Origin of the sequence: Acinetobacter sp. YH12145 (genome assembly GCF_013418335.1) — a bacterium.
Classification (GTDB): Bacteria; Pseudomonadota; Gammaproteobacteria; order Pseudomonadales; family Moraxellaceae; genus Acinetobacter; species Acinetobacter amyesii.
On record NZ_VPCE01000012.1, the window covers coordinates 30580 to 48933 of the forward strand.

Here is an 18354-nt window from a genome sequence, read left to right on the forward strand (position 1 = left end):
TAAAATTCTATTGAGAATTTAAGCTTTTAATTAAAGGATAAAATCCTGAAAAAAAGTGTAGCTTTTTTTATAACAAATTTAGTTAACAATCAATTAATAATATTTAAATACTGATCTAAAAATTACACTCGCATTTATCCAATAATTTATTTTTAAAATTAAATCAATATCTTACGTTAATAAAAATATCAAATTATCATTTAATCTTAAATATTTTACTTTTCAAATATTTTTGATTATTTATTCAAATGTGTATAAATATAGTAAATCGATCAAATTTAAACCAATACACAAAATTCTAATTATTCTTTACCCTCACTCCTAAAATATAAACCAAGTAAACTCATCAGAATTAAAAATCCTGATAAGATCCAAAATACTCTAAATATAGATTTGAATTTGAATAAATTAAAATTTAAATAAAATGATATAAATAAAAACCATCACGAGGATGGTTTTTTATTAGCTACTTGATTTTAGGCATTTACTTGTCAACACACTGGAGCAAAAGTCTTGCGCTGATTAGTTTTTACCTGTATGACCAAAACCGCCTGCTCCTCGTTCAGTGGCTTCAAACTCATCCACAATATCAAACTGAGCTTGTACAACTGGCACTAAAACATATTGTGCTAAACGCTCACCCGGCTCTAGGCTAAATGCCGTTTGGCTACGGTTCCAAACAGATACCATCAATTCACCTTGATAGTCTGAGTCAATCAAACCGACCAAGTTACCCAACACGATTCCGTGTTTATGACCTAAGCCTGAACGCGGCAAAATTAAACCTGCAAAGTTAGTGTCTTCGATATAAATCGATAGGCCTGTTTTTACCAGAACAGTTTGACCCGGCTCAATCACGGTGGTTTCTTCTACACATGCACGGAGATCAAGACCTGCCGAACCTGCTGTGGCATAAGTTGGCATTGGCCATTCCGTACCTAAACGTGTGTCGAGAACTTTAACTTGAACTTTCATGGTTCATTCCTGTTTCAATAAAACGAATTTCAAAAAATAAATAAAATATTCTACGCTTTAAGCTTTAACGCTTAATCAGCGCGCGTAAATTTTCTAAATAATGCTGTGCTTGCTGTTTAGGATCGATATCCCCTGCCAGCTTTTTCTTGCGGCCTAACCACTCCAATTCATCTTGTGGCAGTTCGTCCAAGAAACGGCTTGGTGTCATTTGTCGCATTTGACCACCGGCTTTACGTTGCTCTGCTAGAGTCATGGTTAAGCCTTGACGTGCACGAGTAATCCCCACGTACATCAAACGTCGTTCTTCCTCGACCGTGTCAGCAGCAATGGAATTTTTATGCGGTAGAATTTCTTCTTCCAGACCAATCAAATAAACGAATGGAAATTCCAGACCTTTCGACGCATGAAGTGTTAACAAATTGACTTTATCGGTGTCTTCTTCTTCTTGTTGCTGTTCTAACATATCGAGCAGCACCATTTTACGAATCACACTTTCAATGTTCTTTTCATCTACATCTTCAGCGCGGTTTATCAAACTTTGAATACTGCTATATAGCACTTCAATATTATCCAGTTTGGTTTTTTCCTGCGCAGGTGTAGCTGCAGATTCTTTAACATAGTCGATATAACCTGCTTCAATCATCATGCGACGAATGATCGGAACAGGTTCATCATCTTCTAATAATTCACGAGTAAAGGTCGAAATAAAGTCTGCAAATTCAGCCAATTGGGTTGTGGCTTTTTTCGGAATCGCCATGCTTAAGCGCTGATCCCCTGCTGCACTGAGTAAGGATAAATTACTTTCCTGCGCAAATAGACCGAGTTTTTCCAAAGTCACAGGGCCAATCGCACGTTTTGGCGTATTGATAATTCGTAAAAATGCACTGTCATCTTCAGGGTTGATGATCAAACGTAAGTAGCTCATCAAGTCCTTAATTTCAGCACGAGCGAAGAAAGACTGACCACCCGATAATTTATACGGGATCTGCATTTGGCGTAGCTGTGTTTCTAGAGCACGCGCTTGGAAATTACCACGGTATAAAATGGCGTAGTCTTTCCAATTTTTACCGTTCATCAGCTTGTGCGTAATCAAGTCTTTTACGACGCGTTCTGATTCATCATCGTCATTACGACAAGTAATCACGCGGATCACTTCACCATGGCCTTTATCTGACCAAAGCTTTTTATCGAAAATATGTGGGTTATTGCCAATAACTGTATTGGCAGCTTTTAAAATACGACTGGTCGAGCGATAGTTTTGCTCAAGCTTAATCACTTTCAGATTACGGAAATCTTCCTTCAATAAAGCCATATTCTCAGGCTTAGCACCACGCCATGCATAAATCGATTGGTCATCATCACCTACCGCAGTGAATTGTCCCATGACACCCACGAGTAATTTCACCAAAATATATTGCGCGGTGTTGGTATCTTGATATTCGTCGACCAATAAATAGCGGATTCGATTCTGCCAACGATCACGCACTTCTGCATTTTCTTGTAATAAGCGCGTCGGCATGACAATCAAATCATCAAAATCCACAGCATTGTAGGCACGTAAATTACGCTCATACAGTTGATACAGATGTGCAAACTGAACGTCTTCTGCTGTTTCACAGGTGGTGTGCGCTTGCTCAGGTGGAATCAGATCGTTTTTCCAATCTGAAATCATTTTCATGGCTTTGGCAATCAGCTCTTTACTTTCTGCACCGGATAAATTGTCGCGATGCATTAAGTCCATCAAAATGCGTTTGCAGTCATCTGCATCTAAAATTGAAAAGTTATTTTTTAGTGGTGTATTTTTTAATTCCAAACGGAGCATGTTTAGCCCGAAGTTATGGAATGTAGAAACCGACAGCCCTTTTGCCTCTTCACGACTCATCAGCTTTGTCACACGCTCTTTCATTTCACGCGCAGCTTTATTGGTAAAGGTCATCGCGGTGATACGGTGCGCAGGAATACCACAATGCTTCACCAAATAGGCAATTTTACGGGTAATCACCGATGTTTTGCCTGAACCTGCCCCTGCAAGTACTAACAAGGGTCCTTGAGTGTATTTCATTGCTTCAAGTTGCTTGTCGTTCAACTGACTTGCCAGTGACATAGTCTTTCCTCTTATTAATTCGAGGATGATTATAGTCATCTGAAACGATCTTGCCTAATGCAAAATGTATTTTATCGGTCATTAAAAATGCCATAAAAAAGCCACCCGAGGGTGGCCTTTCGTTTCGAACTAAAACTTATTTAGTTTCGTAAACTGAGATTTCTACGCGACGGTTTTGTTCACGACCTGCAGCAGTTGAGTTATCCGCTACTGGAGAAGTTGAACCGTAACCACGTGCAGTAATACGAGTTGAAGAAATACCTTGAGACGCTAGGTAGTTTTTCACTGAGTTTGCACGGTTCTGAGAAAGTGGGTTGTTGATCGCATCAGTACCAGTGTTGTCTGTGTGACCGTGTACAACGATTGCAAGTTTGTTTGCAGTACCGTCTTCACGCAATACTTTAGCAACGTCATTCAACGCAGATTGGAACTGAGATTGAATAGTTGAAGAGTTAGTTGCGAAAGTTACTGATGGCATAACAAGGTTGATCGAACCATCTGGATTACGACCTACGTCAACACCAGTACCAGCCAATTCTTGTTTAAGACGTTTTTCTTTCTTATCAAGAAGAAGACCTGCACCACCACCAACTACAGCACCAATTGCAGCTGCTTGACCCATTTTGTCTTTATCAGCATTAGAATAAGCAATACCAGCGCCTAAAAGAGCACCTAGACCAGTACCGATTGCTGCTTTGTCATATTCCATGTTTTGACAACCAGTAAGTGCCATTGCCCCAACTACTGCCGAAATTACTAGTGCACGCATTGCATGCCTCCTTCTTTGTGTTTTGTTGTATGGTTGAAATGATGAAGTAAAACAAATGGCTGAACCATTGATTTTTTGTTAATAATAAAACGTTTAGTTACAATTTGTAATATGAATACGAGATTTATTTGTTAATTCCATCACAATTTCTTCACAGTTCTGCAGATGCCCTTTTTTATTTAATCAACTCGAACTATATTTATTAGAATCAATCATTATTTGGACAATTTCCGCTAGGACTTTTTATATGTCATCTCAAACAAATAAGCAACCGACACTAAAAAAAATTAGCAAAGGACTTACCGTCGGTTCAGTTATGACAGGCAGTACTTTTTTCCATGGTCCTCCTGTACTAGCCCTTGGTCTAACCAAACTCTTTAAAAAATCAAAAAAGGTTGATGAAACCAACATAAAAATTACCAACAGTTGGCTCATGGTCAATAACTGGTTAATTGATCACGTTTTACCCAACACAAAATGGGATATCACCATCGATGAAGGCCTCGACTTAAATTTGCAGGGTCGCTATCTCATGACCTGTAATCATCAGAGTTGGGTCGATACAACAGTTAACCAATATTTTGGTTTAACCCGTATGCCACTGACGCGTTTCTTTACCAAATGGGAACTCATTTTCATTCCATTTGTTGGACAAGCTTTTAAAATTTTAGGCTTTCCAATGATGAAACGACACAGCAAAGAACAAATCGCGAAAAATCCTGAACTTAAATATCGAGATATGGAAGAAGCGCGTAAATCTTGTGAACAGTTATTGAGCCAGCCTTTTACCCTGCTGAACTATTTGGAAGGCACTCGCTTTACCCCTGAAAAACATGTGCAGCAGCAATCACCGTATCAAAACCTTCTTAAGCCGAAAGCGGGTGGTTTAGCACTGGCACTCAATATTTTAGGGGATCAAGTTGATGCTCTCGTGGATATGACCATCGTCTATCCAAATGGTGTACCAGGTTATGGCGAATTTTGGCTCGGTGAAGTTCCGCGTATCGCCGTGGATTTACGTAAAATTGAAATTCCAACGTGGGTGCATGGCGGCAACTATGAAGATGATGCAGAATTCCGTGAAAAATTTCAGCATTGGGTAGATGAGCTGTGGACGGAGAAAGACCAACTCATTACTCGTATGAAAGCTAAATACTCAGTTACTGAATAATTAAGAAGAAGTTTTTATGTCGCAGAACAGCATGCCGCAAAACAAGAAATCTAAATATCATCATGTCAATCCAAACAGTTGGTCATTCAAACTGTTTTTGATTTATGACATTTTCATGGTGTTTATTATTGTTTTTAACTTGTTCTGCCTGTGCATGAACTTTTTCCTCATGAGCAATCTTGGCAGTTGGTTCTTTAACAGTATCCACCTGCCCGATGTGCTGAGTTTTTACCGTGAACATTTGCATCCATGGGTGATTACCACCGAAGCGTGGTTTATTATCTTTTTGATTGTAGAACTGTTGGTGCGTTGGGCGATTGCTATCATCAACAAGCACCATCAGCGCTGGTTCTTCTTCCCGTTTATTCATTGGTACGAAATTTTAGCCATTGTGCCGCATTTACGTTTCCTTCGTTTATTTCGTGCGGGCGTGATTGCGTATCGACTATATGAAATGGGTTATCAGATCGTACCATCGGCATGGCAAAAGAAAGCTTTGTTTTATTATCGTGTGGTGATGGAAGAATTGTCTGATCGAGTGGTACTCACCGTACTCGATGGGGTTAGACATGAGTTAAACACCAGTACCACACATAAAGATTTGATTAGCAATGTCGTTCAGCATCACCGCGAATTATTCACCCAAGTCTTGGCCGAAATTTTGCAAGAAAATTTAAGCAAAGAGCTCCGTGCTGAACGTGAATTGATCGCCAAGAATGTCGGACAGATTGTCAGCCAGGCCATCGAAGATACCCCTGAACTCACGCAGCTATTGCGCTTAGTGCCGATCGTTGGCAGCCGCATTGAACAGCAGATTCAAAGTATTGGGCAACGTTTGGGCGAAAATATTACCCATGGTTTAATTTCCCCATTGGCTTATCCCAATACATCGACGGCTCAGAAACCCAATCTATATTTAGACATTTCACAGCGTATTAGCCGTATTGAAATCGAAAATAATGCCCAGCTGGATGAGTTGGTTCGCTCTGCGGTTTTTGAAAGTCTAGAGGCTATTCGTAAGCAAGTGAAAGTAAAACAGTGGCAGCAGATTATGCAGGAACAGGACCAAGCTACAGAATAAACACTTAGTCAAAAATAATTGCGAACTCCGCTAGAGTATTCATGCAAATTGTTCTAGGATTTGCTCTATTTACAACATAACTACTTCGGCACAAAAGTAATAGTTAGAAGTCTCAAGGATTCAATATGGCTGATATACGGATAAAAGGCAAAATGGTCAATGCGATTCGCATTCACCTCGATACCAATGATCATGATGCGATCCGCCAGCAACTTACTCCAATGTTCCAAAAGGCTTTTCCACCCGGAACATTAGCCGTGATTGAAAGTACGGTTGATCAAGAACTAATTGCACTGATTCAACTGCTTATTAGTATTGAAATTCAACCAATTGGTGTCACTGAGGGTCCGCTATCGGACCAAGCACGTGCTATCCAATTTCCCGTAGTTCCTGCGGATCGCAAACTACAACAAGTTAAACCGACACGCGAACAAGTGGTTGAAGAGCCCGCGCCTGCAGAAGAAAAAACCGAAGATAAAATTGCTGCAGTCGAAGTACCAACCATTCGTCATGCCACGTCGTATCACAATGAAATCTTGCGTACAGGTCAATGTTTAGTCCAAGACCATGGCGATATCATTATTAATGCTGGGATTAATAGTGGTTCAGAAGTAATTGCTTCAGGAAATATACATATTTATGGTAGTGCTCGTGGTAGAGTCATTGCCGGAGCTGGTGGGAACACGGCTGCACGTATTTTCTGCCATTCATTAGAAGCTGAATTGGTTTCAATAGCAGGGACTTACTGTGTCGCTGATGATATTCCGCCTCATGTGGTCAAACAGCCCGTACATATTTATTTGAATGACCAGCAAGAGCTAGTATTTGAAGCTTTGCAATTTTAATGTATAAATAATCACCAAACCCCTAATTAAAAAAGGGGATTTAAACCATAACAGGAGTGGATTCGGTGGCGAAAATTGTTGTCGTAACATCAGGTAAAGGTGGCGTAGGTAAAACAACTACAAGCGCATCTTTTGCAACAGGTTTAGCCCTTCGCGGCCACAAAACTGTTGTGATCGACTTTGATGTGGGTTTACGTAACCTTGACTTGATCATGGGCTGTGAACGCCGCGTTGTATATGACTTTGTAAATGTATTGAATAACGAAGCTCGATTACAACAAGCGCTTATTCGCGATAAAGATATTGAAAATCTCTACATTTTGCCAGCATCTCAAACACGTGATAAAGACGCGTTAACAGATGAAGGTGTAGCTCGTGTAATGGACGAACTTTCTCAAGAGTTCGATTACATTATTTGTGACTCACCTGCGGGTATCGAACGTGGTGCAATTTTAGCAATGTATCATGCTGATGAAGCGATCATTGTGACGAACCCAGAAATTTCTTCGGTACGTGACTCTGACCGTATTATTGGTATGCTCGACAGCAAAACCAAAAAAGTAGAACAAAACGAAGGTCGTATCCGTAAGCATCTCTGTATTACACGTTTCAATCCAGAACGTGCGGATAAGCAAGAGATGTTGACGATTGATGACATTTCAAAAGATATTTTACGCGTACCGACTTTAGGTGTTATTCCTGAATGTAAAAGCGTTCTACAAGCATCAAACGAAGGTAAACCAGTAATTCTGTTTACAGAAGAAGCGGCTGGCCAAGCGTATGATGACCTTGTTGCACGTTTCCTTGGTGAAGAGCGCCCTTACCGTCATATTACGGTAAAACCTAAGGGTTGGTTAGCACGTCTATTTGGAGCGTAATCATGGCAGGATTCTGGAGCAAACTTTTTAGCAGTGACGAGAAACCGTCAAGCGCACAAACGGCAAAAGACCGTTTAAAAGTCATCGTGGCATCTGAAAATGGTTTAGGTAAACGCCTCAGCCAAGATAAGATTGACATGATGAAAAAAGAAATCATGCAAGTAGTAAACCGCTATGTTCGTGGTGTAGATGAGCAACATATTCAAATGTCTGTTCGTTCTGAAGCGAATATTGAAATGCTTGAAATGAATATCAATTTGCCTGAAGAACGTTAATCTGAATTCTGATTAGCCAAGTAAATTGAATCAAGGCAAAATGTGAGGCTGGATCAGTAAAGCGCTGCTTTACCCAGCCGCAAGATGAGAAGCTTTGCTTCGAGTGGGCTGGATTAGTTTTATTCCTTTGTTAGATCAAAAGCTTTGCTTCGAGTAAACGGGATAAAAAAATAACTTTTGATCCAACCAAAAAATGAGTCACTTAACTTAGAGATGGCGAATAAAACCATTTTACTTGCGTACTCATTTTTGCCTTTATGTATTTTTAAACCAGCAAGGAGATTGCGATGGCATTATCTCAGCCAGCAACGTTCAACGAAGAATGGTCAGATGAGCGTGTATTTGCCTACCTTACTCAGCTTCCTCCTGAAGGAGTGAATGGCGACTTTCACGTGCTTTACCATGCTTTCAAACATATGCGTCCAAATGACTATGAGCGTCTTTTGACTCAATTCGTTGCCGATGGCCGTGATGTGAACGCAACTAATCCTGAAGGTCAGCGTATTCATGACGTGATTGCTCAATACCCACGTCAAAGCGCAGGTTTCCTCGAAGTATTGGCAAAATTTGCTTAATTTCGAGTAACAAAAAAAAGCCCGCATCATGCGGGCTTTTTTTATCTTATTTAATATCGGCGTAATTGAATATAATCATGATCAATGCACGATCAACATGAGCAATGGAAACATCAAACCAAAACCAATGGTTTGTACACTAATAATGGCCGCCATCAGTTGTGAATCGCCCTGATAATAGCGTGTCAAAATATAAGACGATGATGCAGTCGGCAAAGCAAAAAAGACCACTAAAATCATTCGCTCAAAATCAGTCAGCCCCATCCAAGTACTCAATAGATAAGCAATACATGGCATTAACATGAGACGCCCTATCGTATTTAAACTTAAACGACGTAGATCGGCACGCATTTGCTGAAACTGTAATGCTGCCCCAACAGAAAGTAGTCCGAGCGGTAAACTCATGGCTGCCAATATTTTTAATAATTCAGGTAAGCCATGAAACAGACTCAAGCCTGATAAATTAAACAATACCCCTGCCACACAGCCTAAAATTAAGGGATTTTTTGCGATGGACTGACAAGTCTGCCTCAATTGCTTCACACTTAAATTTGAGAAGGCCAATACTGAAATAATATTGACTAAGGGCACTGCAACGGCAATTAACATGGCAAACATCTGCATGCCTGTCGAGCCAAATAAAGCACCCATGAGCGACAAACCAATATAGGTATTAAAACGGATATGACTTTGGATATACACGCCAAAACGCTTCACGGGAATATGCATAAACTGCTTGATCCCCCACAAAACTATGCTGATCAAACAGGTGCCCGCAACCAGTACTGTCAACATTCGTGAAACAGTGTTCATATCCAATTGCACGGCTGATACATTCAAAAAAAGCAGCACAGGAAATAAAACGTAGTAATTGAGTTTTTCTGAATTTGCCCAAAATTCATTCTGAACAAACTGTGTATATTTAAGCACATAGCCCATCGCGATTAATGCAACGAGGGGAAACAATGCGACGACGATATTCATGCTGTACGCCTTGAAATAAAGTAGCTATTTCATCTTTAACCATTTATGTAGCACAATATAATCCTCATCTAGACTCATAACAAAATGAGTAATTACTCATGGCAATGACATTTTCTCAGCTTGAAATTTTTATTAAAGTCGCAGAACAACAAAGCTTTACTCTCGCTGCTCGACAGCTGGGAATTACTCAGTCAGCTGTCTCTCATGCCCTAAAGTGTTTAGAGCAACATTGGAATGTCAGTTTATTTAGCCGTGAGCAAGGCGAAATTAGCCTGACTCATATCGGTCAGCAGTTATTGCTGCATGCCAAAGAAGTCATCAATACCGCACAAATCATGCAGCAAGAAGTGCATGCCGCACATGGTATTCAACAAGGAACACTGAGAATTGGTTCTTTTGGTTCTTCTAGTTCGATTCATTTGCTTCCAGAGCTATTAAAGGCATATAGAGAGCGCTATCCGCACATTGAGATCTATGTCGAAGAAGGTACCGATGCAGAAGTGTCTCGTTGGATTTCTGAACGTCAGATTGATGTTGGTTTTGCCGTACTTCCCAAACCGCAGTTGTTCACCTTCCCTTTAATCCAAGATATTTTCATTGCCTTGATTCCAGATAGTTATTCAGTTTCCAAACACAGTCATTTAAATATTCAAGACCTGCAAAATTACCCCTTTATTATGACCCGTGCAGGCAGCCAGTCCCATGTGGAAAAACTGCTTAAACAACACCACATACAACCTAAAATTACCTATCAAATGTCGCAACTGTTAACTATTTTAAATATGGTGAATTTACAGGAAGGGATTGCTATTGTTGCGGATATGGCGATGCCTGCTGAGCTGTTGGCGCTACATCCACATGTGGTCAAACGTCCACTCTTTCCAAATACCCAACGGCAAATTGGACTCGCCGTAAAAAATCAAAAACTCATGAGCCCTGCCTGCAAAGCCTTTATCGAACTGGCCCAGTCCATGTTCTACCAAGAAGAGTTCTCAATCTAAAAATAAAAAAACCTGCCGAAGCAGGTTTTTTGTTTTAGGACTTAGACCAAGATATCTCGTTTACCATTTGGCCCCATCCCACTGACGATGCCATTTTCTTCCATCTGATCAATAATCCGTGCAGCACGGTTATAGCCGAGACTGAATTTACGCTGTAAAGATGAAGTCGATGCTTTACGTGTTTCCAAAACGAAACTAACACATTGATCATACAGCGCGTCACGGTCTGATCCACCATCACCATCTTCAAAACCGCGAGATGTCGGCTCTTCATCATAAGGCGTGAGGATCTCATCGACATAATTCGGTTCACCGCGCTCTCGCCATGCATCACAAATACGGTTCACTTCATCGTCTGAAATAAACGCGCCATGTACTCGTTCAGGTTCAATTTTACCCGGTCCGAGGAATAACATATCACCATGACCCAGTAAGTCTTCCGCACCACCAGCATCTAAGATAGTACGTGAATCCAGTTTACTGTTCACACGTAACGCAGCACGGGTTGGAATATTGGCTTTGATCAAACCTGTCACCACATCTACGGTTGGACGCTGTGTCGCCAACAGCAAATGAATCCCTGCCGCACGTGATTTTTGTGCAAGACGGGTAATCATTTCTTCAGCTTTTTTACCCACTTGCATGATCATATCGGCAAATTCGTCGGCAACAATTACGATCAACGGCATCGGCTGTAAACGTGGCGCACGACTTTGCGTTGCAGAGTCATCTGGCTTCCAAGTTGGATCGATCAGATCTTCACCATTGGCCATTGCTTCTTCAATTTTGCGGTTAAAGTCAGTCAGCTTACGCACTTTCATCAAAGACATTAGCTTATAACGACGCTCCATTTCATTCACACACCAATTCAATGCACTCACTGCATCTTTCATGTCGGTTACAACAGGCGTTAATAAATGTGGAATATCGTTATAGTTGGCAAGTTCCAACTGTTTCGGGTCAATCATAATAAGTCGCAATTGCTCAGGTGTATATTTCAACAACATCGATAGCAACATGGCATTTACTGCGACTGACTTACCAGAACCCGTAGTACCTGCCACCAACATATGCGGTGCTTTCGCCAAATCTGCCAAGACAGGATTGCCGGAAATGTCTTTACCCATCGCCATACTAAGTAAGGCATTTGGATCACGGTATGCCGGCGTTTCTAACAGCTCAATAAGTCGAACCATTTCACGTGAACTATTCGGAACTTCAATCCCGATATAGGGTTTACCTGGAATCACTTCCACCACACGTACAGAGGCCATAGACATTGAACGCGCCAAGTCACGTGAAATATTGGTCACTTTTGACGCTTTTACACCGGGTGCCAAGTCTAGTTCAAAACGTGTCACGACAGGGCCCGGCTGTGCCTCTACAACTTTAGCTTTGACATTAAACTCTTGCAACTTAATTTCTAACAGTTCAGACAAACGAGACAATTGCTCTGCGGTAAAATTGACTTTCTTATTCGGATCTACAGGATCTAATATTTCCAAGCCCGGCAAAGTCGGTAAATCCAAACGTTTTTGTGCCACTTGCATTGCACGTGACATGGGACGACCAGAGGCATCGGTTAAAGGAGCATCAAAGTCAAAATCATCTTCGAGATCTAAATCGATGTCTTCAGGTTTACCCGCCGTTTCTTGCCACACTTCACGGAAAGCATCTTTATTCGAGCTGATTAAGGCTTTTTCATCATCAGATACAAAAGTCTGCGGCTGTGTATTGATTTCAGCACGAACCAAAGGCGTAGATTGCGCATAACTACTGGTTGTACGAACTGGCTGTACCTGTTCTATCGCTCGCTCTGCTTCTTCAACCAGCAAATCATCGAGATCATTAAATTCAGTTTCAACACTGATATTTTTCGGTGTGCTCAGCGGTGCAATCTGTGCAGCAGCTACACTTATACCTGCAACGGTTGCATCAGCACCTGTAGCAAATTCATTTGAATGCGTTGCTAGACTTTCATTTTGCGATGTATTAAATGGGCTATGCACATCCGTCGCTGTTTTACCATTCGGGACAGCCGCTAACAGCTCGTCGAAGATTTCATCATCATCCCAATCCACTGATTTTTTAGCCGCTGGCACCGCTTCTGTCGGAGAAGTCGAATGCACATCTGCTGTTTTGTTGAAATATTCAGTTTGATTGGCAGGCTGCTCTTCTTCTGCAGCTTTCAGTAAAGCATCAATATCTTGCTTGTGGCGTTGGTCATCATTGGAATGTAATGCGCGCCAAACTTCACCTGTTGCAACAACACGTTGTTGATCTTGTTCAAGCTGATGCACTTTCGCCAAGGTATGTTCAAAATCTTCATCAGATGGCGTAGCAGTCTCTGCCAAGTCGACTGCAGATGAATGTTGTGCGTTCCATTCTTTGTCTGCCCATTCTTTATCGGCAATATCATCAAATAAACGTTCAGCGACGCGATCACGTACCACAGGATCGACATCGACCGCATGATGTTCGTCGGCTGGTGTTACTGGTGCAACCACTTTTGATGCATGCGCAGTAGCACTCTCTTTTTTAGTCGTTGGCACTGTACGGTCAAAAGCGGTATCGCCTTCAGGCACATTGCGATAGAACAAATCTTGCAGATAAGCTGGTGTGGATTTCATGGTTGCCCATGTTTTATTCCACTTGATGCCAAAGGCCAAAGTGAACAACATGATCCAAAATGCAATAAGAAATATTGCTGCACCATAGACCGTTAATATTTGTTCAAGACTTTGACCCAGTTCATAGCCAATGATCCCGCCCGATGCATTTTCTAATGTATCTTCAGGGACATTCCAAAACAGGAAAAGTAAACTTGAAGTTGCCAGTAAAATAAAGAACTGAGCGGCATAGCGAAATGGACGGTTTAGAAAACTGCGTGGCCACCACACTTGAATTGCTTCGAGAAATAAATAGACAGGTATCAGCAGACTTGCCCAACCTAAAAATCCATAGAGTAAATCAGCGATCCATGCACCTGCGACGCCGCTGGCATTTGAAACTTGCTGAGTATCACTGGATAAATGCATCCATCCCGGATCAAATGGCGTATATGTGACTGTTGCAAGGAACAGATATATCCCAAATGAAACAAGGAATAAAGTCATTATTAAGCGCTGTGCATATGCACCCGACACCGCTGTCATATACGTTCCTGTAACCAATTCTTCATGAATGTTTTTGTCATTACCCACAACAAAAATGGGCTGAATCTAAACCTGTTATTATGCACCTGTTCAATAAAAAAGATGCAAGATAATTTAAGTATAGTTGTTAACTTTCTTCTATATAGCTCAAAACGATTTCGATGATCAATAATATCGACTTTAATCTCACACAATCGTTTCAAACTTTGACGTATAATTCCACAAATTATCATATAAAAAAAGGATTCTACGGATGAGCGCTCGTCACTCACGTCTAATTATTTTAGGTTCTGGTCCTGCAGGTTATAGCGCTGCGGTATACGCTGCTCGTGCGAACCTGAAACCGACACTCATCGCAGGTATTCAATTAGGCGGTCAATTGACTACAACGACAGAAGTAGACAACTGGCCAGGTGGTGCAGAAGGCTTAACTGGCCCTGCCCTGATGGAACAAATGCAAGCACATGCTGAGCGTTTTGGCACAGAAATCGTGTATGACCATATCAATGAAGTTGACCTCAATGTTCGTCCTTTCGTACTTAAAGGCGATATGGAAGAGTTCACTTGTGATGCATTGATTATTTGTACAGGTGCAACTGCACAATATTTAGGTCTTGAATCTGAAGCTGCATTTATGGGTCAAGGCGTGAGTGCATGTGCAACATGTGATGGCTTCTTCTACAAAAACCAAAAAGTTATGGTTGTCGGTGGCGGTAATACTGCTGTCGAAGAAGCGCTGTACCTTTCAAACATCGCCTCTCATGTCACCCTAGTACACCGTCGTGACACTTTACGTTCAGAGAAAATTCTGCAAGATCATCTTTTTGCGAAAGAAAAAGAAGGTAAAATCAGCATCATCTGGAATCACCAAGTGGATGAAGTGATTGGTGATACGACTGGTGTGACTTCTGTACGTATTAAATCTACGCTAGATGATTCAACTCAAAATGTTGATGTCACCGGTATGTTTGTTGCGATTGGTCACAAACCAAACAGCGGCATTTTTGACGGACAATTAAACTTACGTGATGGCTATATCCAAGTTCAAAGCGGCACTGCGGGTAATGCAACACAAACGTCGATTCCGGGCGTATTTGCTGCAGGCGATATTGCCGACAGTATTTACCGTCAAGCCATTACTTCTGCAGGTTCGGGCTGTATGGCTGCTCTTGACGCTGAAAAATACCTTGATGCACTCGGTGAATAATCTTTTGCAAAGGTCATTTGCTTAGCTAAACAGTTTTAAAAATTAGCCGACCTGATGGTCGGCTTTTTTATGTATGATAAAAATCCGTATACCTCAATAAGAAGCTTGGCATGCCGATACTCCCTCCTTCTGAATTTACTTTCCCCGATCCTGTTGAATGTGATCCCGAAGGTGAAGGCTTAATTTGCATCGGTGCTGACCTCTCCCCTTCCACACTGTTTGAAGCCTATAGTCACGGTCTTTTCCCATGGTTCAGTGAAGGTGATCCGATTTGTTGGTGGTGTCCTGAACCCCGCTGCATTATTCGACCGCAGGACTATCATCCGAGCAAATCGTTATTACGCAGCATGAAAAAAATGGACTATAAGATCACCATTAATCATGCGTTTGAAACTGTGATTCGCTCATGTTCACTGCCGCGTAGTTATGCCAATGAAACATGGATTTCAGAAGATATTATTCAGGGATATTCTGCGCTGTTTGACGCAGGCTATGCTTATAGCATTGAAGTTTGGGAAAACGAGACCGTTGTCGGTGGCCTCTATGGCGTTAATATTGGTCATGGCTGCTTTGGCGAGTCTATGTTTAGTACACGAACAGATGTCTCTAAAATGGCGTTTTACACCTTAATGCTCATCGGGCAAGAGAATCAGTTGCCATGGATTGATTGCCAATTGGTCAACGATCACCTCTTAAGCTTAGGTGCGAGTACACTTTCTCGCCAACAATACCTTAATTCGTTACAAGATGTTGTTAAACAACCATCAATCGATTGGAAAAAGTATCAGGACAGTGTATTTTCAAGTAAAACAATAGCGCAATGGGCGAGTCTCAGCGCATGACAATAAAAGAGGGATATTACGATGAATTCCTATCAACCGAAGTCCCTGTTGAACGAATTACAGTACTACATCACGCCTCCGCATGATTGTAGCTACTTAGAAAATAAATCTGCCCGGATGGTCTTTCTTGATCCTGTCCATCGTATTGATGTGGTCACATTATCTGAACTTTCCCGCATGGGTTTTCGTCGTAGTGGTGATTTTGTCTATCGCCCTGAATGTCATCTTTGTCGCCAATGTTTGTCCTCTCGCGTTCCTGTTCATGAATTTCAAATGAACAGCGTGCAAAAAAAAGCGTGGAAACGGAATCAAGATTTAACGGTGAAAATTAGCCGCCCTCAAGATGCCGATGCAAAGCATTATGCGCTGTACGAACGCTACATTAATGAGCGGCATGCTGATGGTGATATGTACCCACCTAGCCAAGATCAATTTGAAAAATTTTTAATTAATAGCTGCACTGACAGTTTCTTTTTAGAGCTGTGGTTAGATGAGCAACTAATCAGTGTATCTACCTGTGATCCCCTCGATGATGGTATTTCAGCGGTATATACCTTTTTTGATCCTGATGAAAGCCGTCGCTCACTAGGGACTTTTGCCATTCTGAAACAAATCGAGCATGCACAAAAGCTTGGACTGCAATATGTCTACTTGGGCTATTGGGTGCCCGATTCGCAAAAAATGAATTATAAATCTCAGTACATTCCACTGGAACTTCTGCTTGATGGACAATGGCGTCGACTCAACCGACCACTGACCCAAGAAGAAATCAGCCAACTAGGGGATTCCCTGATGACCACCTTACCTTCCGGCTGGAATAATCCTATTATTAAATAAAAGGGATCAAACAAAAGATATTCAATAAAAAAAGCATCCGTTTATTCACGAATGCTTTCTTTGAATCAAATCACGCTTCACCGCTTTTATTTAAATAAAGCTGCAAAATCATCACTACAAGCTTTCACCATAATAATGGCATGTTCTCGTGTTCCATCGGCATTTGGATAATAATTCTTTCGCAAATCGATTTGGTGAAAATCCGCTTTTTCATATAAACGGATCGCTGGTTGATTACCTTCTCGCACTTCTAAGAAGATTTGAATGGGGTTATTTTTGAGTAAGGCAATAGATTCATCAAGCAATTGAAAACCTAATCCTTTGCCTTGCTGGCTCGGATCGATCGCCATTAACAATAAATTTGCTTCATCTAAAACAGGTTGTAAAATGCAAAAACCTACAACTTTTCCTTGTCGCTCAATCACCGTACTTTGATAGGCAGCAATCGATTCTTGAAATTGTTTTATGGTCCAAGGATGGCTTTGTACGCGGCGCTCGATATCGTAAACCTGCTGGACATCAGCGTCTTGCATCAAACGAATCATCTTCGTTTATCTTTCTATAGCTAGGGTATGCGCATTATAAAAAGTTTGTCTATAAAGTTGAATAAAAAAAAGAGCGATTTACATCGCCCTTCTGAAAAAGTCACCACAGCGCTGTGATTAGAGACCCAAATATGCTTTCCACGTTTTTAACAAACCAGAAGTATCTAAATCATTCGGGTGAAAACCTGGTTTAAAATACATCAGCATTTCTTTACCCATACCAGTGATGATGCCTTTTGAAGGGCTATAACCATAGGTATAAATATCTTTTAATGCTTCAAAATTAAGCTTGTTATCTTCTTTTAATAAACGAGCGACAAAATAACTTTGTACGAAGAATAAAGTCACCATTGCGCCAATCAATGAACCTGTACGGAGTGCGTAGGCCTTTATTCCCTGACCAAAGACACCTTCAAATACATCATAAGCTACGGCTTTATGCTCATTTTCTTCAATCGCATGCCATAACCACATATTTTTCATGGTTTCATCAGTCATTAAGGCTTGAATATGTGGGTTTACCAATAACTGTGAAGCAATCGTTGCAGTGAAATGCTCAAGTGCCGTAGTTGCAGTAAGATCCACCATTTCTTGAGTAATACCAACAGGTTTACCAATCCGTGCAAAGACTTTACGTACACCTTGGATAACACGACCCGTTGCCTTATCAAGTGTTTCGACATCATGACCGTATTTTTGTGCAGAAGCATTAAAACCCTCATGCTCTTGCGTATGCATTGCTTCTTGACCAATGAAAGCACTAATTTCTTTTTGTAGGGCTTCATTATTTGCGATCGCGGGGTGTTTACGTACTGCACGCACACTATCAATAAAGAACATTTCACCCGCGGGAAATAAAGCAGACAATGCGGTCATAAAATGTGTCAAACCTGCTGAGCCATTCATCCAGTACTCTGGTACCGCATCAAAATCAAAATTCATGCGACGTACAGGGAAACTTGCACCTGCTCGATTAGTAATCTTTACTTTAGCGTTCATGCCTAACTCCTTTTTGAGTTATGAAATACTCAAACTTTTATTGGTTTTCTTGAGTTCATATTACGGTTTTATTGACGCGTAATTATTTCAGTTAAGGACAGTGAATTATCA

Annotated in this window: 17 protein-coding genes; 10 read left to right on the forward strand and 7 right to left on the reverse strand. The window is 41.1% G+C overall.

The annotated features are described in order from the left end of the window. Window positions 1–522: 522 nt before the first annotated feature. The 3 genes from dut to FTU80_RS12310 all read right to left on the reverse strand — a co-directional run bounded on the left by dut (window position 523) and on the right by FTU80_RS12310 (window position 3848). Complete coding sequence (dut, locus tag FTU80_RS12300) at window positions 523–975, reverse strand: dUTP diphosphatase (protein WP_111885270.1); 453 nt, start codon at window positions 973–975, stop codon at window positions 523–525. Between the two features lie 64 nt (window positions 976–1039). Further along, the gene (locus FTU80_RS12305; RefSeq protein WP_078193107.1) at window positions 1040–3079 is read right to left on the reverse strand and encodes a UvrD-helicase domain-containing protein; all 2040 of its coding nucleotides are present in this window, start codon (window positions 3077–3079) and stop codon (window positions 1040–1042) included. Between the two features lie 136 nt (window positions 3080–3215). Further along, complete coding sequence (locus FTU80_RS12310; protein WP_078193108.1) at window positions 3216–3848, reverse strand: OmpA family protein; 633 nt, start codon at window positions 3846–3848, stop codon at window positions 3216–3218. Window positions 3849–4095: 247 nt separating this feature from the next. Between FTU80_RS12310 and FTU80_RS12315 the strand changes: the two genes are divergently transcribed. The 6 genes from FTU80_RS12315 (at window position 4096) to FTU80_RS12340 (ending at window position 8673) form a co-directional block, all read left to right on the forward strand. Continuing rightward, a complete protein-coding gene (locus FTU80_RS12315) occupies window positions 4096–5019 on the forward strand; it encodes an acyltransferase (protein WP_180085346.1) in 924 nt (307 codons plus the stop codon). 16 nt (window positions 5020–5035) lie between these two features. Then, window positions 5036–6100, forward strand: coding sequence for a preprotein translocase subunit SecA (locus FTU80_RS12320; protein ID WP_373684245.1), 1065 nt, complete (start codon window positions 5036–5038; stop codon window positions 6098–6100). Between the two features lie 125 nt (window positions 6101–6225). Next, window positions 6226–6945: a septum site-determining protein MinC gene (minC, locus tag FTU80_RS12325; protein WP_078193110.1), complete on the forward strand. Its 720-nt coding sequence runs from the start codon at window positions 6226–6228 to the stop codon at window positions 6943–6945. A gap of 65 nt (window positions 6946–7010) precedes the next feature. Beyond that, on the forward strand, window positions 7011–7823 hold the full coding sequence (gene minD / locus FTU80_RS12330) for a septum site-determining protein MinD (RefSeq protein ID WP_067670152.1): 813 nt from the start codon (window positions 7011–7013) through the stop codon (window positions 7821–7823). Window positions 7824–7825: 2 nt separating this feature from the next. Then, on the forward strand, window positions 7826–8098 hold the full coding sequence (gene minE / locus FTU80_RS12335) for a cell division topological specificity factor MinE (protein WP_078190039.1): 273 nt from the start codon (window positions 7826–7828) through the stop codon (window positions 8096–8098). Window positions 8099–8385: 287 nt separating this feature from the next. Then, a complete protein-coding gene (locus FTU80_RS12340; protein ID WP_067766167.1) occupies window positions 8386–8673 on the forward strand; it encodes a PA4642 family protein in 288 nt (95 codons plus the stop codon). An 81-nt stretch (window positions 8674–8754) separates the two neighbouring features. Here the strand turns inward: FTU80_RS12340 and FTU80_RS12345 are convergent, their stop codons facing one another. Then, on the reverse strand, window positions 8755–9657 hold the full coding sequence (locus tag FTU80_RS12345) for an AEC family transporter (protein ID WP_180085348.1): 903 nt from the start codon (window positions 9655–9657) through the stop codon (window positions 8755–8757). A 104-nt stretch (window positions 9658–9761) separates the two neighbouring features. Between FTU80_RS12345 and FTU80_RS12350 the strand changes: the two genes are divergently transcribed. Continuing rightward, complete coding sequence (locus tag FTU80_RS12350) at window positions 9762–10658, forward strand: LysR family transcriptional regulator (protein ID WP_078190138.1); 897 nt, start codon at window positions 9762–9764, stop codon at window positions 10656–10658. Between the two features lie 41 nt (window positions 10659–10699). On the opposite strand, the gene FTU80_RS12355 is transcribed toward FTU80_RS12350, so the two are convergent. Continuing rightward, window positions 10700–13813: a DNA translocase FtsK gene (locus FTU80_RS12355; RefSeq protein WP_180085350.1), complete on the reverse strand. Its 3114-nt coding sequence runs from the start codon at window positions 13811–13813 to the stop codon at window positions 10700–10702. A 253-nt stretch (window positions 13814–14066) separates the two neighbouring features. Here FTU80_RS12355 and trxB point away from each other — a divergent pair, with 253 nt between their 5' ends. From trxB to FTU80_RS12370, 3 genes are all read left to right on the forward strand, one after another. Continuing rightward, window positions 14067–15020, forward strand: coding sequence for a thioredoxin-disulfide reductase (trxB, locus tag FTU80_RS12360; protein WP_180085352.1), 954 nt, complete (start codon window positions 14067–14069; stop codon window positions 15018–15020). Window positions 15021–15130: 110 nt separating this feature from the next. Then, window positions 15131–15862: a leucyl/phenylalanyl-tRNA--protein transferase gene (gene aat, locus FTU80_RS12365; protein ID WP_180024005.1), complete on the forward strand. Its 732-nt coding sequence runs from the start codon at window positions 15131–15133 to the stop codon at window positions 15860–15862. A gap of 21 nt (window positions 15863–15883) precedes the next feature. Then, the gene (locus FTU80_RS12370; protein WP_078190044.1) at window positions 15884–16699 is read left to right on the forward strand and encodes an arginyltransferase; all 816 of its coding nucleotides are present in this window, start codon (window positions 15884–15886) and stop codon (window positions 16697–16699) included. An 86-nt stretch (window positions 16700–16785) separates the two neighbouring features. On the opposite strand, the gene rimI is transcribed toward FTU80_RS12370, so the two are convergent. After that, entirely contained in the window at window positions 16786–17244 is a 459-nt protein-coding gene (gene rimI, locus FTU80_RS12375; RefSeq protein ID WP_180059480.1) for a ribosomal protein S18-alanine N-acetyltransferase, read from the reverse strand. Window positions 17245–17361: 117 nt separating this feature from the next. Then, window positions 17362–18243 carry a metal-dependent hydrolase gene (locus tag FTU80_RS12380; protein ID WP_078193116.1) on the reverse strand — a complete coding sequence of 294 codons (882 nt, stop codon included), beginning with the start codon at window positions 18241–18243 and terminating at the stop codon, window positions 17362–17364. Between the last annotated feature and the right edge of the window lie 111 nt (window positions 18244–18354).

Excerpts from the sequence above, each read along its gene's own strand:
- dut (WP_111885270.1), bottom strand. The coding sequence starts at position 975 with ATGAAAGTTCAAGTTAAAGTTCTCGACACACGTTTAGGTACGGAATGG.
- FTU80_RS12305 (WP_078193107.1), bottom strand. The coding sequence starts at position 3,079 with ATGTCACTGGCAAGTCAGTTGAACGACAAGCAACTTGAAGCAATGAAA.
- FTU80_RS12310 (WP_078193108.1), bottom strand. The coding sequence starts at position 3,848 with ATGCGTGCACTAGTAATTTCGGCAGTAGTTGGGGCAATGGCACTTACT.
- FTU80_RS12315 (WP_180085346.1), top strand. The coding sequence starts at position 4,096 with ATGTCATCTCAAACAAATAAGCAACCGACACTAAAAAAAATTAGCAAA.
- FTU80_RS12320 (WP_373684245.1), top strand. The coding sequence starts at position 5,036 with ATGTCGCAGAACAGCATGCCGCAAAACAAGAAATCTAAATATCATCAT.
- minC (WP_078193110.1), top strand. The coding sequence starts at position 6,226 with ATGGCTGATATACGGATAAAAGGCAAAATGGTCAATGCGATTCGCATT.
- minE (WP_078190039.1), top strand. The coding sequence starts at position 7,826 with ATGGCAGGATTCTGGAGCAAACTTTTTAGCAGTGACGAGAAACCGTCA.
- FTU80_RS12340 (WP_067766167.1), top strand. The coding sequence starts at position 8,386 with ATGGCATTATCTCAGCCAGCAACGTTCAACGAAGAATGGTCAGATGAG.
- FTU80_RS12345 (WP_180085348.1), bottom strand. The coding sequence starts at position 9,657 with ATGAATATCGTCGTCGCATTGTTTCCCCTCGTTGCATTAATCGCGATG.
- FTU80_RS12350 (WP_078190138.1), top strand. The coding sequence starts at position 9,762 with ATGACATTTTCTCAGCTTGAAATTTTTATTAAAGTCGCAGAACAACAA.
- FTU80_RS12355 (WP_180085350.1), bottom strand. The coding sequence starts at position 13,813 with ATGACAGCGGTGTCGGGTGCATATGCACAGCGCTTAATAATGACTTTA.
- trxB (WP_180085352.1), top strand. The coding sequence starts at position 14,067 with ATGAGCGCTCGTCACTCACGTCTAATTATTTTAGGTTCTGGTCCTGCA.
- aat (WP_180024005.1), top strand. The coding sequence starts at position 15,131 with ATGCCGATACTCCCTCCTTCTGAATTTACTTTCCCCGATCCTGTTGAA.
- FTU80_RS12370 (WP_078190044.1), top strand. The coding sequence starts at position 15,884 with ATGAATTCCTATCAACCGAAGTCCCTGTTGAACGAATTACAGTACTAC.
- rimI (WP_180059480.1), bottom strand. The coding sequence starts at position 17,244 with ATGATTCGTTTGATGCAAGACGCTGATGTCCAGCAGGTTTACGATATC.
- FTU80_RS12380 (WP_078193116.1), bottom strand. The coding sequence starts at position 18,243 with ATGAACGCTAAAGTAAAGATTACTAATCGAGCAGGTGCAAGTTTCCCT.